Source organism: Arthrobacter sp. C152 (genome assembly GCF_054890965.1).
Genome location: NZ_JBTZSU010000007.1, coordinates 17,411 through 32,801 on the forward strand (window position 1 = coordinate 17,411; position 15,391 = coordinate 32,801).

Annotated in this window: 15 protein-coding genes; all 15 read right to left on the reverse strand. The window is 65.5% G+C overall.

Annotated elements, in window-relative coordinates; all coding sequences use genetic code 11:
* Nucleotides 1-101: 101 nt before the first annotated feature.
* The 15 genes from ACYSM9_RS06880 to ACYSM9_RS06950 all read right to left on the reverse strand — a co-directional run bounded on the left by ACYSM9_RS06880 (nt 102) and on the right by ACYSM9_RS06950 (nt 15,382).
* Nucleotides 102-2,648, reverse strand: coding sequence for a bifunctional lysylphosphatidylglycerol flippase/synthetase MprF (locus tag ACYSM9_RS06880; RefSeq protein WP_461856413.1), 2,547 nt, complete (start codon nt 2,646-2,648; stop codon nt 102-104).
* Between the two features lie 32 nt (nt 2,649-2,680).
* Nucleotides 2,681-3,991 (reverse strand): alpha/beta hydrolase, encoded by a 1,311-nt coding sequence (locus ACYSM9_RS06885; protein ID WP_461856237.1) that lies wholly within the window; start codon nt 3,989-3,991, stop codon nt 2,681-2,683.
* A 5-nt stretch (nt 3,992-3,996) separates the two neighbouring features.
* The gene (locus tag ACYSM9_RS06890) at nt 3,997-4,428 is read right to left on the reverse strand and encodes a DUF2550 domain-containing protein (protein WP_461856238.1); all 432 of its coding nucleotides are present in this window, start codon (nt 4,426-4,428) and stop codon (nt 3,997-3,999) included.
* Nucleotides 4,429-4,438: 10 nt separating this feature from the next.
* The gene (locus ACYSM9_RS06895) at nt 4,439-4,723 is read right to left on the reverse strand and encodes a F0F1 ATP synthase subunit epsilon (protein ID WP_018760117.1); all 285 of its coding nucleotides are present in this window, start codon (nt 4,721-4,723) and stop codon (nt 4,439-4,441) included.
* 1 nt (nt 4,724) lies between these two features.
* Complete coding sequence (gene atpD / locus ACYSM9_RS06900; protein WP_461856239.1) at nt 4,725-6,179, reverse strand: F0F1 ATP synthase subunit beta; 1,455 nt, start codon at nt 6,177-6,179, stop codon at nt 4,725-4,727.
* Between the two features lie 84 nt (nt 6,180-6,263).
* Nucleotides 6,264-7,151: a F0F1 ATP synthase subunit gamma gene (locus ACYSM9_RS06905; protein WP_461856240.1), complete on the reverse strand. Its 888-nt coding sequence runs from the start codon at nt 7,149-7,151 to the stop codon at nt 6,264-6,266.
* 73 nt (nt 7,152-7,224) lie between these two features.
* The gene (gene atpA, locus ACYSM9_RS06910) at nt 7,225-8,862 is read right to left on the reverse strand and encodes a F0F1 ATP synthase subunit alpha (RefSeq protein WP_461856241.1); all 1,638 of its coding nucleotides are present in this window, start codon (nt 8,860-8,862) and stop codon (nt 7,225-7,227) included.
* Nucleotides 8,863-8,940: 78 nt separating this feature from the next.
* The gene (locus ACYSM9_RS06915; protein WP_461856242.1) at nt 8,941-9,768 is read right to left on the reverse strand and encodes a F0F1 ATP synthase subunit delta; all 828 of its coding nucleotides are present in this window, start codon (nt 9,766-9,768) and stop codon (nt 8,941-8,943) included.
* A complete protein-coding gene (locus ACYSM9_RS06920) occupies nt 9,768-10,319 on the reverse strand; it encodes a F0F1 ATP synthase subunit B (RefSeq protein WP_461856243.1) in 552 nt (183 codons plus the stop codon). Before ACYSM9_RS06920 ends, ACYSM9_RS06915 begins: the two co-directional genes overlap by 1 nt.
* Nucleotides 10,320-10,373: 54 nt before the next feature.
* The gene (gene atpE, locus ACYSM9_RS06925) at nt 10,374-10,592 is read right to left on the reverse strand and encodes an ATP synthase F0 subunit C (RefSeq protein ID WP_003804776.1); all 219 of its coding nucleotides are present in this window, start codon (nt 10,590-10,592) and stop codon (nt 10,374-10,376) included.
* A gap of 108 nt (nt 10,593-10,700) precedes the next feature.
* Nucleotides 10,701-11,501 carry a F0F1 ATP synthase subunit A gene (gene atpB / locus ACYSM9_RS06930; RefSeq protein ID WP_461856244.1) on the reverse strand — a complete coding sequence of 267 codons (801 nt, stop codon included), beginning with the start codon at nt 11,499-11,501 and terminating at the stop codon, nt 10,701-10,703.
* A gap of 81 nt (nt 11,502-11,582) precedes the next feature.
* Nucleotides 11,583-11,921, reverse strand: a complete 339-nt coding sequence (locus tag ACYSM9_RS06935; protein ID WP_461856245.1) for an AtpZ/AtpI family protein — start codon at nt 11,919-11,921, stop codon at nt 11,583-11,585.
* Nucleotides 11,914-12,396: a hypothetical protein gene (locus ACYSM9_RS06940; RefSeq protein ID WP_461856246.1), complete on the reverse strand. Its 483-nt coding sequence runs from the start codon at nt 12,394-12,396 to the stop codon at nt 11,914-11,916. The genes ACYSM9_RS06935 and ACYSM9_RS06940 overlap by 8 nt, the downstream gene beginning before the upstream one ends.
* Nucleotides 12,397-12,494: 98 nt before the next feature.
* On the reverse strand, nt 12,495-13,520 hold the full coding sequence (locus ACYSM9_RS06945) for an MraY family glycosyltransferase (RefSeq protein WP_461856247.1): 1,026 nt from the start codon (nt 13,518-13,520) through the stop codon (nt 12,495-12,497).
* A complete protein-coding gene (locus ACYSM9_RS06950; RefSeq protein WP_461856248.1) occupies nt 13,517-15,382 on the reverse strand; it encodes a polysaccharide biosynthesis protein in 1,866 nt (621 codons plus the stop codon). Before ACYSM9_RS06950 ends, ACYSM9_RS06945 begins: the two co-directional genes overlap by 4 nt.
* Nucleotides 15,383-15,391: the final 9 nt, after the last annotated feature.

Below are 15,391 nucleotides of genomic sequence, written 5' to 3' on the forward strand. Positions count from 1 at the left end.
CCCGGAGGCATTCCGGCTCCTTGGAACAACCGCGGATAAACCGCCTTGTTTCCCGGCGCTATAAGGGAAATCCTTCCGGCCCGGACATCATGGCACCAGCATCATGACACCAGTTTCCGCACCAGGCGGGCCCCCTGGGCCAGGGACAGCCCCGGGAGGTAGGCCCTGGTGAGGGCCCTGCCGATCGCCGGCAGGTGCAGCGGGTCCTGGTAGTAGAGGTACAGGGCGCGGTACTCGGGCTTGAACCGGGACTTGAAAGCCGCGAGCGAGCGGAACCCGTAGACAGGCTCCAGGGCATGGCCCACCAGGTCCAGGATCCGGACCAGGTTCTCCGCCTCCTCATCACGGGAGCCGCCGCCGGCCGTGCCGTCGGCACCGGCGTCAGCACCGGAGTCCGGCTGGACGTCGGGCCGGCTGGCCAGCGGTGAGCCCGACAGCGAAATCACATCCACGGAATCCCGCAGCTCCAGCACGGCGGAAGCAATGAGGAACTCCATCACCCCCGGGAATCCCTCGGTGCCCCGGCGCATGACGTCCAGTGTCCGGCTGACCAGCCGCCCGCCGTCGTACACCGGAAGCCAACTGGTCACGCCGTGGACCGTGCCGTTGCCGTCAACGGCGAGGCAGCAAAGGACTTCCTCGTCGTCGAGCTCGTCAACGCCGCCGAGGGTGAAGCCCATTTCCGGAACGGACTTGCCGGCCGCCCATTCCTCTGACACCTCATTGAGCCGGGAGCGCAGGGCCGCGGGCAGCGAATGGTAGGAGCCCCAGACGGCCTCGACCCCAAGCTTCGCCGCGCGGTTCAGCGCGGTCCGGACGTTCTGCCACTCCTTGCCCTTGAACTCGAGCTCGTGCAGGGCGAGGCGGGTCTCCTGTGCCACCGCTACCCGCGAATAGCCCCGGTCCCGCAGGACCGGCCACAGCGTGTCGTCGCAGGAGTAGAGCGCCGGGATCAGCGCCTGGCTGCGGCAGTAGTCCAGGAACCCCTCCGTGACGGCCTGCTCGTGCCGGCGGTCCCCGAACGCGTTGCCGAGGGTCAGCGCCACCGTGCCATGCTGCTGGAAGGCCACCGCGCCCTTGCCGTCCGGGCTGAACCAGTAGGTGTTGGGCTCCCACAGCGCCATCCAGGACAGCGGTCCGCCGCCCTGGTGGAGGAGTTCCCGGGCGCGGTCCCTGTCCTGCCGCCTGAAGACATGGCCGTGGTGCCGGCCCACCAGCACCCACCACACCGCCACCAGGGTGATGAGCCAGAACACGGGGCCGGAATAGGCAAACAGGAACGCCTCGGCGCTGTCCCGGGCCCCGAAGACCCGGCGGAAATTCTGCGGTATGGGGACGGGGACGTACTGCCGTGCCAACTCGGCCAGCAGTCCCAGCACTCCCCCGTCGCGGTTCAGGCCGCCGGAACCGAGCCAGGCAACGGTGTAGAAACTGGCCAGGGTCAGCCAGGTCCCGCCGACCACCACGCCAAGTGTGCGCCGGGCCCCGGGCTGGGTTTGCACGCGGAATTGCCTCCGGTTGAGCCACAGCACCACGGACAGCAGCAGCGGCACGACGACGAGGGGCAGCACGTGGGCGAAGGCTGAGGACAGGGGTGTTGCGTGCGGGCCCTGCAGCCGTGACGGGACCAGGGCGAACAGGGTGAGGTAGACGGCCGCCAGGGCCGTCACCGCCAGTTGGATGCCAAGGGCGATGTTCAGTGCCAGCCGGCGGCCGCGGCGCATGCCGTCAGCGCAGATCAGCAGCAGGATGACCGGGACGATGGCCAGGGCAAGCCCGAAGGGTCCCGCAAATCCGGCCCGGCCCGTCTCCAGGCAGGAAGGGTCCACGGTGGCGCCGCAGTTGAAGACCAACTGGCTGAGGGTGGGCATGGGGCTGAGCACCACATCGCGCAGCAAGGCCAGCGGCCCGGTGGGAGCCCGGGTGATCCCGGTGAGGATGGGCCCCACGGCAAAGACGGCTACGGTGAGCGCCAGCAGGTTCCTCGTCTCCCGGCCGGTGGACCGGTGCCGGTGCAGCCGCCCCTGGTCCCCCTGGATCCACCAGCCGGCGAGGAGGCCCAGCAGCGCGCCGATCAGGCCGATCACGGTCTCGGCGTGCCCGACGTAAAGAACCAGCAGGAGGGAGATCGAGAGCACCGCCGTACGGAGCCGGCGCTGCCAGAGCAGCGGCATGCGGGCGCTGGCGGCCAGCCCCGCGGTCAGGACGGGAGCGTACGGCCCGATCAGCCGGTCATTGACCATCCGGTCCAGCCAGCCGTCGCCGCCGTACACTGCCAGCTGGGTGACCAGCAGGAAGACCGTCACGGCAGCGAACTGGCCGCCGAAGAACAGTCCGACGGCGGCGCGCCGGCCCAGCCTTCGCTCCGCCAGTCCCAGCAGCAGGACGATCATCAGGGATGCGGTGACGTACGCGAGCGGATTGGTGGCGAAGAAGATGCTGGTGAACAGCTGCCACCAGTTGCCGTCGCGCAGTCCCGGACCGCTGACCGACGCCAGCCACAACAGCTGCTCGGGCGGCCCTTCCAGGTAGCTGCCGGTCGCGGCCCCGGCGGCCAGGAAGACCGCAAGGACCACCAGGGTCAGCGGCATCGACTTCAGCGTCTCCAGGGCCTGCCGGACCGCCGGCCGGCCGACGCTGGACCACATCAGGGCCACCGTGCGGTCCCGGGTCGGGGCGCTCACGGCTGGATCCCCCACTGGTCTGTCAGGAACTGCAGCGCATCGGCGATCCGTTTCGACGAGGTGTCCCAGGAGTGGCCGGTGTGTTCCACTTCGTACGCCCGGACGGTGAAGCCGGCAGACTCCGCTGCCGTCGCCAGGGTGTGGAGGTACCCCACGAATTCGGGGTCGTTCTGGCCCGCGGTCAGGTACATGCCGCTGGCCTCGAACCGTTGGTGTTTCATGATCTCCAGGGGCAACTGTTTGGTGAATTCCTCCGGGTTCCCCGGGAAGGAAGCGTCAATGGTCTTCTGGCGTTCCTTGGCGATGGCCGGCTCCGCTTCGCTGGAGAACGCCAGGACTTCGGCGAAGACGTCGGGATGCCTGGTGCCCATCTGGACAGCGCAGGTTCCCCCGAAGGAGAAGCCGCCCACCGCCCAGTGGCTGTGGTTGGTGTCGATGGCCAGCGTGGAACTGATCCAGCGCGGCACGTCCTGGGACAGGTAGGTGTCCGCGTTGGCGATCTTGCTGTCCATGCACATGGTGTTGGCCGACTGGGAGCCGTTGGGATCGGGAATCACCACCACCGGCGCCACCCCGCCGTGGGCCGCAGCGAAGGAGTCCATGTGTCCCCGGATGGCGCCACCGGTGAGCCAGTCAGCGGGGCCGCCGGGCTGGCCTGCCACCAGGACCAGGACTGGAAGGGCGGGACGGTTGCGGGCAAAGTAGGCCGGGGGCAGGTAGATGTAGGCATCACGGTTGTTCATTCCGGACGCTGTTCCGGGAATCGCGGATTTCCGCAGGACGCCCCCGGCGGGCAGGTCCCCGTCGGGCTTCCAGCCCTTCAGCGGCAGCCCGTCGGATTCACCGGCATGGCGTATGAGGTCCTGTTCCAGGGCGGGGATGCGGGCCAACGCGGTCCCCGCGAGGTCGCTGACGGTCCTGTTCAGCCCGAAATAGGCGTTGATCTGCAGTGCCGAGAGCAGCACCACCAAGAGAGCCGCCAGCACTCCTGCCCCGCGTCCACGCCAGCCCGTCCACGGCAGCCTGAGAAGGGCCAGCAGGACGGCCGCGACGCCGGGCACCAGCCACATCAGCACCGGGTCCGGAAGGTCCTCGGGAAAGACGGTAAAGACATTGATCAGGGCCCAGTGCACGGACCCCACCAGGGCGAAAGCGGCGGCCGCCGCGCCGATGATGCGCAGGATCCACAGCCTCGCCGGGGCGCACCGGGGAGGCACCAGGAGGAAGGCGGCAGCGCCTGTTCCCAATACCAGGACGGTCCAGTACAGGGGCCCGTCCGTGAGCCGGATGTCTGAGAGCCAGTCCACGTTGGCTAGCGCCAGGTCCCCACGCCGATGACCGGTCCCGCTTCCAGCCAGGAGGACAGGCCGGTGTAGGCATCGAATTTCATGGCGAGGCGCAGGTCATGGCCCTCGTACCGCAGTTCGACGATCACGACGTCGGGCTGGACCTTCACGGCTTCGGCCTCGGTAGGTTGCCGGCGGCCCAGGAGCTCAAGGGAACTGCGCCGGAACGTGTACTTGGGACGGACGCTCAACGAGATCAGCCGGAACCATTCGAGACAGTCGTCCTGATAACGACAAACCCCCATCTGCCAGCTGTTCCCAGCCATGCAAATGGAGGCGTCCACCGTGCCGAGGGCACGCCGCAGGTTGAAGCGGCGCACCCCCGAAAGGCACAGTGCGAAAATCAGCAATCCGAAAGTGACTGCCAAGGCGATGAACGGAAAATCTGCTGCGTCCATCAAGGTCGTGCTAGCGGATCCCAGCGGTAGCCGAGCCGCCCAGCTGGGCGTTGTCAGCAACGATAACCACACGGTTGTTGTCCACGGAGAAGAATCCGCCGTCGACGTCTACCGCAATACGGTCCCCGGAAACCGGCTGGATCGCCAGTTCACCTTCGGCCAGGATCGCCAGCAGGGGCGAGTGGCCGGGCAGGATTCCGATTTCACCATCGCTGGTGCGGGCCTTGACCATCTTGGCCGCTCCGGACCACACGAAGTGGTCCGCTGCGACAATCTCAACCTCAAGCTCAGCCATATTACTTGGTCTGTTCCTGGATCTTGGCCCACTGGCGCTCAACGTCATCGAGGCCACCGACGTTGAAGAACGCCTGCTCCGCGATGTGGTCCAGCTCGCCGTCGCAGATGGCTGCGAAGCCTTCGACGGTGTCCTTGATGGAAACCGTGGAGCCTTCGACGCCGGTGAACTGCTTGGCGGTGTAGGTGTTCTGCGAGAGGAACTGCTGGATGCGGCGTGCACGTGACACGACGATCTTGTCCTCTTCGGAGAGTTCATCGACACCGAGGATGGCGATGATGTCCTGGAGTTCCTTGTTCTTCTGCAGGATCTGCTTCACACGGACGGCCGTGTTGTAGTGGTCCTTGCCGATGTACTGGGGGTCCAGGATGCGCGAGGTGGACGTCAGCGGGTCAACGGCCGGGTACAGACCACGGGAGGCGATTTCACGGGACAGTTCCGTGGTCGCATCCAGGTGTGCGAAGGTCGTGGCCGGGGCCGGGTCGGTGTAGTCATCAGCGGGGACGTAGATGGCCTGCATCGAGGTGATGGAGTGGCCCTTGGTCGACGTGATGCGCTCCTGCAGGAGGCCCATTTCGTCAGCCAGGTTGGGCTGGTAGCCCACGGCGGACGGCATGCGGCCCAGCAGGGTGGAAACCTCGGAACCGGCCTGGGTGAAGCGGAAGATGTTGTCGATGAAGAGCAGCACGTCCTGGTTCTGGACATCGCGGAAGTACTCCGCCATGGTCAGGGCGGACAGGGCCACGCGCAGACGCGTTCCCGGCGGCTCATCCATCTGGCCGAACACAAGGGCGGTGTCCTTGAGGACGCCTGCCTCTTCCATTTCAACCCAGAGGTCGTTGCCCTCACGGGTACGCTCGCCAACACCGGCGAAAACGGAAGTACCACCGAAGTTGCGGGCAACACGGGTGATCATTTCCTGGATCAGAACGGTCTTGCCCACGCCGGCGCCACCGAACAGGCCGATCTTTCCACCCTTGATGTACGGGGTGAGGAGGTCGATGACCTTGATGCCTGTCTCGAGCATCTCGGTGGAGCCTTCGAGGGACGCGAAGCTGGGAGCCTTGCGGTGGATCGGCCAGCGTTCGCTGATGTCCAGCTCCGACTCGGCAACGTCCAGGGGCTGGCCCAGAACGTTGAAGATGTGGCCCTTGACGCCGTCACCGACGGGCACGGAGATGGGCGCACCGGTGTCCGCTACCGAGGTGCCGCGGACGAGTCCGTCGGTTGCCTGCAGGGAGATGGCGCGGACGAGGTTGTCACCCAGGTGCTGGGAGGTCTCGAACGTGATGGTCTTGGTTTCACCGTTGAGAGTAATCTCGGTGGTGAGGGCGTTGTAGATCGACGGGATTGCGTCAGCCGGGAATTCGACGTCGACAACCGGGCCGATGACACGCGCAATACGGCCGGTGGCACCGGCCGTTGCGGCTACGTGTTCGGTAGCAGTGGCAGTCATCTCTCTCACTTCACTCAGTAGATGGCGTGGGGTTAAGTTTATCTGTGGTGGTGCTGGTTCCGCGGGAACCGAGGGCGGCAGAAGCTACGACGCCAGGGCGTCGGCACCGGCAACAATCTCGGAGAGTTCCTGCGTGATTTCGGCCTGGCGGGCCGTGTTGCGCAGTCGCGTGTACTTCTTGATCAGTTCCGTTGCGTTGTCGCCTGCCGACTTCATCGCGCGCTGGCGGGCAGCCAGCTCCGAGGCAGCGGCCTGCAGCATCGCCGCGAACAGGCGCGCTTCGATGTAGCGCGGCAGCAGCGCATCCAGGACCTGCTCGGTTTCCGGCTCGAACTCGTAGAGCGGCAGCAGATCCGATTCGGACGCCTGCTCTTCCACAACTTCCAGCGGCAGGAGGCGGATGACCGTGGGCTCCTGGGTAACCATCGACTTGAAGCGGGTGTAGACAACATGGATTTCGTCCACGCCGCCGTCTTCGAAGTCGGCAGCGAAGTCTGACAGCAGCGCTTCTCCGATTTCCCGTGCGGTGCCGAACTCCGGAGCGTCGGTTCCTCCGGTCCAGACCCGCGCGTACTCGCGGCTCCGGAAATCGAAGTAGGCCTGGGCCTTGCGGCCCACGAGGTAGGTCTTGACTTCCTTGCCTTCGGCGTGGAGCAGCTCGTTGAGACCTTCCGCCTGCTTGAGGACGCTGGCCGAGTAGGAACCGGCCAGGCCGCGGTCCGAGGTAATTACCAGAACGGCGGCGCGGCGGATCTGCGCGGGCTCAGTGGTCAGCGGGTGGTCGATTTCGCTTTGGCTGGCGACAGCAGAAACGGCGCGCGTGATCGCGTTCGCGTAAGGCAGTGAAGCTGCTACGCGCGCACGGGCCTTCCCGATGCGCGAGGTAGCGATCAGTTCCATCGCCTTGAAGATCTTGCGCATCGACGTGGTCGAGCTGATCTTCTGGCGGTAGACCCGGATCTGGGCTCCCATACTTATCCTTTCCTAACATTCCGTCGCCGGGTGTGCCGGGCCATTTGGCCCGGCACACCCGGACGAAGCGGAACTAGCGCTTCTGCTTGACGATCTTTTCCTGGTCAACGTCGCCCTCGGAGATGGCTTCATGCTCCTCGTGGCCGGCGCCTACCAGCTGGTTGTCGCCCTGGCCGAAGAAACCCTTCTTGAAGTCGACGATCGAGGACTTCAGGGCTGCAACGGTGTCGTCGTCCAGCACGTTGGTCTGTGCCAGCGTGGTGAGGATCGAGGACTTGTGGCGCAGGTGCTCCAGGAACTCGGCTTCGAAGCGGCTGATGTCCTCAACCGGGACATCGTCCAGGTAGCCGTTGGTGCCTGCCCAGATGGATACAACCTGGTCCTCGACCGGGAACGGCGAGTACTGGCCCTGCTTGAGCAGTTCCATCAGGCGGGCGCCACGCGTCAGCTGCTGGCGGGACGCGGCATCCAGGTCGGAGGCGAACATGGCAAACGCCTGCATGTCGCGGTACTGGGCCAGGTCCAGCTTCAACGTACCGGAGACCTTCTTCATGGACTTCACCTGCGCGGCACCACCCACGCGGGACACGGACACACCCACGTCAACAGCAGGACGCTGGTTGGCGTTGAAGAGGTCCGACTGCAGGAAGATCTGGCCATCGGTGATGGAGATGACGTTGGTCGGGATGTAGGCGGAAACGTCGTTCGCCTTGGTCTCGATCAGCGGCAGGCCCGTCATGGAACCGGCACCGAGCTCGTCGGAGAGCTTGGCGCAACGCTCCAGCAGGCGGGAGTGCAGGTAGAAGACGTCGCCCGGGTAGGCTTCACGTCCCGGCGGGCGGCGGAGCAGCAGCGACACTGCACGGTAGGCCTCGGCCTGCTTGGACAGGTCATCGAACACGATCAGGACGTGCTTGCCGCCGTACATCCAGTGCTGGCCGATGGCCGAACCGGCGTACGGTGCCAGGTACTTGAAGCCTGCGGGGTCGGAAGCGGGAGAGGCCACGATGGTGGTGTACTCCAGCGCGCCGTTGTCCTCGAGGGTCTGGCGGATGGCGGCAATCGTGGACGCCTTCTGGCCGATGGCGACGTAGATGCAGCGGACCTGCTTGGTCACATCACCGGAAGCCCAGTTGGCCTTCTGGTTGATGATGGTGTCGATCGCGATGGCGGACTTGCCGGTCTGGCGGTCGCCAATGATCAGCTGGCGCTGGCCGCGGCCGATCGGGATCATCGCGTCGATGGCCTTGAGGCCGGTCTGCATCGGCTCGTGCACCGACTTGCGCTGGGTCACGCCGGGAGCCTGGAGCTCCAGCGCGCGGGTGGTTTCAGCCTTGATTTCGCCAAGGTCGTCGATGGGCACGCCCAGCGGGTCAACGACGCGGCCGAGGAAGGCGTCACCGACGGGAACGGACAGAACCTGTCCCGTACGGTGGACTTCCTGGCCTTCTTCGATGCCGGTGAAGTCACCGAGGATGATGACGCCGATTTCGCGGACGTCAAGGTTCTGGGCCAGGCCCAGGGTGCCGTCCTCGAAGCGCAGCAGCTCGTTCGCCATGACCGAGGGAAGGCCCTCAACACGGGCGATGCCGTCACTAGCGGTGGTTACGCGGCCGACCTCTACGCGCTCTGCGTTCCCGGGTTCGTAGGACGCCGCGAACTCGTTCAGCGCATTACGGACGTCGTCGGCGTTGATGGTCAATTCGGCCATCTGCAGTCCCTGCTCTCCTGTTTGTGATCGCCGCAAACGGCGACCGGGGTTTCTATCAGTTTGTTGGTGCTTGTCCGGCTAGCCGGCCAGCTGGCGTTGCAGCTCGCTCAGCCGGGCGAGGACGGAAGCGTCAAGCACTTCGTCGCCCACCTGGACGCGGATGCCGCCGATGAGTGCCGGATCAACGTTGACGTTGACCTTCAGTTCCCGCCCGTACAGGGCATTCAGGCCCGCCTGCAGGCGTGCCAGCTGCGTCGGCGTCAGGGGACGGGTCACACTGACCGTTGCAATCCAGCGCTGCTGCCGCTTGGCCGCCAGTTCGGCGAACCGCTCCACCAGCCGGGTGGCCTTGATGCCGCGCGGCTGGGTAACTGCCTGGCTGACGAGGACCTTTGCTTCCTCGCTGATGCCGGGCACCAGTTTTTCGGCAAGCGCAGCCTTGGCTGCACCGCTTGCCTGCGGCTCGGACAGAGCACGTTGTACCTCATGGCTGGAGGCAACAGCCTGGTTGAAGGAGAACAGGTCGTTCTCCAGTTCTTCCAGGCCAGTGATTCCGGAGGCAGAAACGGCCGACTTGTTTTCAGCAACGGAAATGACCACCGTTGCGGCAAGAGTCTCGAGTGCATCGCCGATGTCCCGGGCCGTTGCCCAGCGTGAGCTGGCCAATCCGCCCGCGATCTCAGCAGCATCAGCGGAGACTTTTCCGCCAACCAGCTGCCTGACCAGCGCCGACTTTTCGTCTCCGTTGCGGGACGGGTCAGTCAGGGCACGGCGCAAGCCAGCCGAGCTGTCCACCATTCCCAGGATTCCGAAGAGTTCCTTTGCCAGCTGCAGCGACGCCGTGGGAAGCTTCGCTTCCAGTGCGGCCAGGGCTGTTGCCAGCGATTCGCTCGATACGCCTGCCATTATTTAGCTGCACCTGCGTTCTGGGTCTCCAGATCTGCCAGGAACCGGTCAACGACGCGAGCTGCGCGGGCGTCGTCGTCGAGGGCTTCGCCCACGATGCGGCCGGCAAGGGTGGTGGCCAGGGTGCCTACCTCCGAACGCAGGGACACAACGGCCGCCTGGCGCTCGGATTCGATCTGCGCGTGGGCCTGTGCGGTGATGCGGGCAGACTCGGCTGCCGCCTTCTCCTTGAGATCCGCGAGGATCTGGGCACCTTCGGCGCGGGCTTCCTCACGGATGCGGTTGGCTTCGGTGCGGGCGTCGGTCAGCTGCTGCTTGTACTCTTCGAGTGCAGCAGACGCCTCAGCCTGGGCCTTTTCAGCCTTGGCGATGCCGCCTTCAATGGCCTCGGCACGCTCGGCGAAGGTCTTCTCGAACATCGGGACAACAAACTTGACCACGATGAAAAAGAGGATGGCGAAGCCAACGAAGACAACCAGCATTTCCCAGCCATTGGGAACAAGGGGGTTGACGTCGCCCTCAGCGGCGGCTGAGATGATCAGCTGATGCATATTTCACCCGTCCTTATCTACTCGGTTCTGAATGTTCGCTGAAGTTCTGAAGGTTTACTTGAGAACGAAAGCGAAGACCAGGCCCAGGATGGCGAGTGCTTCGGTCAGCGCCAGGCCAAGGAATGCGATGGGCTGCAGGACGCGCTGGGCTTCCGGCTGGCGTGCAACGCCGTTGATGTAGGCAGCGAACACGAGACCCACACCGATACCACCGCCGATAGCCGAGAGGCCATAGCCGATGAGGTTGAGGGAGCCGTTGATGGAGCCTTCCATTTTTTTTCCTTTCAAGATGCCACTTGTGTGGCAGGTTGTTTGGGTTGCTTCATCCCCGCGAGGGGAAGACTGTGTTTGCCGCGGGGCCAGGCGCCCCTGCCGGCGTGCCTAGTGGCTGTCGGCGTGCAGTGCGCCTTCGATGTAGATCGCGGTCAGCAGCGTAAAGACGTAGGCCTGCAGGACCATGATCAGGGCTTCAAGCATGTACATGGCGATCGCGCCGGCAAGGACGAGGAGGGAGGTGCCCTTCAGCAGAATGTTCTCCTGCATGATCAGGTACTCGATGCCGGAGCCGGCGATCATCACGATGAGGTGGCCGGCGAGCATGGTGGCGAACAGACGGAGGCTGTGCGTCACGGGCCGGACGACGAAGTTGGAGATGATCTCGATCGGGATCACGATGGGCAGGATGTACCACGGCACGCCTGACGGGACGGTGGCGAGCTTGAAGTAGCGCAGGCCGTTCTTCCTGATGCCGATGGCGATCCAGGTGACGTAGACCAGGCCGGCCAGCACGTACGCGCCGCCAACGTGCGAGAACGTGGGGAGCTGGAACAGCGGGATGGCGCCGTAGATGTTGTTGACCAGGATGAAGAAGAACAGGCTGAACAGCAGCGGGACATACTTGATGAAGTCCCTGCCGCCGATGATGTCCTTGGCGATGCCGTTGCGGACGAAGCCGTAGGCGGCCTCGCCGGCGAACTGGAGCTTGCCGGGTACCAGCTGCTGCTTGCGTGCGGCCAGCACGAAGAAGACGGCGATAAAGACGACAGAGAGGAGGACCAGCAGCATCTGCTTGGAGAATCCTTCTGCGGCACCCCACGGCAGGATTGCCGGCAAATGCATTTCGTTAATACCAGGAGGAGTGAACTCTCCTGAATCTTGGGCCGGGAGCGCAAGCGCGATCAACGCGTTTCCTCTCTGCAGTGTCCATCATTGGGCGTTGGGCGGGGTCCGGCAGCCTGACAGCCTGCTGTTCCCCCTGTGAAATTATTTGGCATTAGTGTCGCCGTCCTGGGACGGTCCGCTGGCAGCACGGCGGTCACCAGCATTTGTGCGGGAGCTGGTGAGGCCATGCTTGTGGGAAAGGTAGAAACCTCCGACGGCTCCGAGCAGAGCGCCTGCGAGCACGATCCAGCGCGTTCCCCACACGTAATCCAGTCCCCACCCTATCAAACTCCAGACGATGATTCCGCCAATGATGTAGCTGAATACCGCCATTCCAGCGTTGTAGCCGCCATCGGTCGAAGCCCCGGAGTCAGCGGGTGCCGAGCCGTTTGATCCGTGCCTGCCGCGTGCGGCAGGACCGGACTTCTTCGGGTCACGCATTGCTGGCCCCCTTGTCTTCTGGATCGTTGTAGATCTGCAGGCGGGCTTTGCTGAAACCGTGGATTTCGGCAGCCTGCCACAGAACGACGGCGACCACCGCGCCGATGACGAACCAGCGGCCGTGGAGCCAGGCCGGAGCACCAACGACGAACAGGACGACGGCGAAACCCACGACCTTGATGAAGTAGGTGGCCACGAACATCCCGATGGCACCGGAAGGGTTGTTACGCCCCACGAAGTGGCCCACCAGGAGGCTGATGCCAAAGAACAGCATCACCAGCAGGCCGCCGAGGAAACTCGAAACCGCACCGGTTCCCCCGTTGAGGAGGAAGGCAGGGACGGCGCACAGCGCCAGCCCGGCCGTTGCGGCGATCGAGCTGCGCTTGAGCAGGTTCAGCCAGAGCGAACGGGTGGGACCGGAAGAGCCAACGCGTCGGTTGCCGGAGGCAGGTCCGGACTCGGCGTTGGAGGTCATACGATCCCAATCGTCGGCATCACAGGCTGGTCGCCAGGATGAAAAGGGTGGTGGAGCAGCTTGGGCTGCCCCTAAATTCTACACGAGATAGAACATGGCTACGTCACAGGAAGACGCGTGACCCTTGACCTGCGCCGGCGCCTCCGGATCAGGTCCGGACTGGCTAGGTACAGGGCGAGCACCAGGACGCTTCCGGCGACGCACAACGCCACAACGGGAAGGGCCGCCGTGGCGGCCACGAACCCGAGCATGATAACGGCGGCCGTGCACGCCGTGACGGTGGCGGCTGACTGGAGGTGCGAGAAGCCGACGTCGGTGAGGCGCTGGTAGACGTGTTCGCGGTGCGATGCGTACCACCGCTCCCCCGCCTTGATCCGGCGCAGCAGAGTGTAGCCGGTGTCCGCGGCGTAGACGAGGATCGGCGAGAGGACGTACTCGACGTAGACGCCGCCAAGGAAGCCTGCCACGGCTAGGGCCGCAACCGACGCGCCCAGCAGGTAGCTTCCGACGTCGCCAAGGAAGACCGACCCGCGGCCCAGGTTCCACGGCAGGAACCCGAGGAAGGACATGGCCAGCACCGTTCCGCCCGCGGTCAGCCAGGGCTGCTCCGCGAGCATCCCGGCCGCTGCATAGGCGGCGCCGGCGGTGACACCGTGCAGCCCCGAGATTCCGTTGACGCCGTCCATGAAGTTGGCGATGTTGACGTACGCGGCGATGGCGACGGCGGCGAGCGGCAGCCACCAGAAGGACTGGCCCGTGAGGATGATCAGCAGCGCCGAGCCCGCAGCACCGATGCCCAGCTGGGCGGCCGCGCGGCCACGGATGGACATGCCGCGCAGGTCCTCGATCCAGCCGACCGCGGAGCAGGCGGCAATGATGCTGAGCATGACTGCGGACAGTGAGCGGTCCACGGTGACGACGCCCAGCAGCACCGCTGCCGCGTACCCTGTGGCCGTGGCCAGCGCCGCGGCGACGCCCATGCCGCGGATGGTGACTTTGACGTGCGAGGAGCGGGCCGAGGGAACATCCACCACCCCCATCCGGACGAGCCATGGTTTGACCGCAAAGGGAAGGAGCAGGCTGGCCGCCAGGGTGATCACGGCCACGAGGACCAGCGGCATCATGACGCCACCCGGATCTCGCCGGCGTCGTCGGACTCGTCGTCGGGAATGGCCTCGTTAAGGCCCTGCTCGGCCTCGCAGCGGGCCAGCCAGACGTGGAGGTCCAGCTTGTCCGGATCCTGCTCGGTGGCCCGGGTGTGCGAGATCTTCGGATGCAGCGGGCGTTCGTCCAGTTCGCCGGTGCCCACCAGTTCCTCGTGCAGTTTCTCGCCGGGCCGCAGGCCGGTGTAGATGATCTCGACGTCCTTGCCCGACATGGCGATCATCCGCTGCGCCACGTCCAGGATGCGGACCGGCTCGCCCATGTCCAGGATCAGTACGTCGCCGCCGGCCCCGATGGCCCCGGCCTGGATCACCAGCTGGCAGGCCTCCGGGATGGTCATGAAGAACCGGGTGACGTCCGGGTCGGTGACCGTCACGGGACCACCCACCCTGATCTGCTCGGTGAACAGGGGAAGCATCGAGCCGCGGCTGCCCATGACATTGCCGAAGCGCACGGACACGAACGTGCGGCCGGTCTGCCCCGCCATCCATGCGGTCAGTTTTTCGGCGACCCGCTTGGAGTGGCCCAGGGCGGTGGTGGGGTTCGCCGCCTTGTCGGTGGAGATGTTCACGAAGTGCGAGACGCCGGCCCCCTGGGCTGCCCGCAGCACGTTCAGGGTGCCGCAGACGTTGGTCTTCCACGCTTCGACCGGGTACTGCTGCAGCAACGGTGCGTGCTTCAGGGCTGCGGCATGGAACACCACTTCGGGCCGCCGGTCCTCGAAGATCTCCCGCAGGGCTTCGCCGTCACGGATGTTGGCCAGCACGGTATCGCGGCCGGCCAGCAGGCCGCGGCCGGTGATGGAGATCTGGGTCTGCTGCAGTCCGGTCTCATCGTGGTCCAGCATGATCAGTTCCGCGGGGCTGAACTGGACGATCTGACGGCAGAGCTCGGAGCCGATCGACCCTCCGGCGCCCGTGACGAGCACGCGTTTGTCCGTGATGTACCCGGCGATCTCGTCGACTTTGATATCGACCGGCCGGCGGCCGATCAGGTCCTCGACCGCAACGTCGCGGAAGTCGGAAAAGCCTGCCGGCGCGCCGCTGCCGAGCATGTCACGCAGGGGCGGCAGCACCAGCACGCGCACGTTCAGTCCTGCCACGGCGTCGGAGATGCGGCGCACCACGGTGGCCTCGACGTTGGCGAAGGCCACGACCAGGACGGTGGCGCGGGTGCGGCGGATGATGGCGGGCAGGTCGTCCCCGCGGCCCTGGACCTGGACGCCGGAGAGCCGGAGGTGCTTCTTGGCGGGGTCGTCATCGACCAGGCCCACGGGGAAGTACGGTGAGTCGGGGTCCTGCAGCATCCGGGTCACGAGTGAGTTTCCCAGGAACCCGGCGCCGTAGATCAGGGTGTTTTGCGCGCCGTCCCCGGGCCGGCTCCGGCCCTCCACGTACAGCCGCTTGGCGTACCGGGTGGCGGCCATGAAGAGGCAGGCGAAGGGGAAGGCGATCAGGCCCACGCTGCGGCCGATGTTGATGGCTTCGAAGAGCACCAGCAGGCTCGCGGTGATCGAGGCGGCCGCGATGACGGTGACGAAGACCAGTGCCCTGGCTTCCTGGAAGCTGCCGAACGGGTACCGGCCGCGGTACAGGGCCAGCGAGTAGCCGGCTCCCACCTGCGCGACGATGGCAATGGCGGAGATCACCAGCGCGCCGGCGAACTGTTCGACCCGGATGCCCATCTCGTAACGCAGCAGCAGCGCCAGGACGATGGCCACGACCCAGGACATGGAGTCCAGGAAGAGCTGGATCCAGATCCAAAGGGCGGGCTTTTCGTCCCGTACCGCGGCAGGTGCGCGCGTTTCAGATTTCGTACTCACGTTCAGATT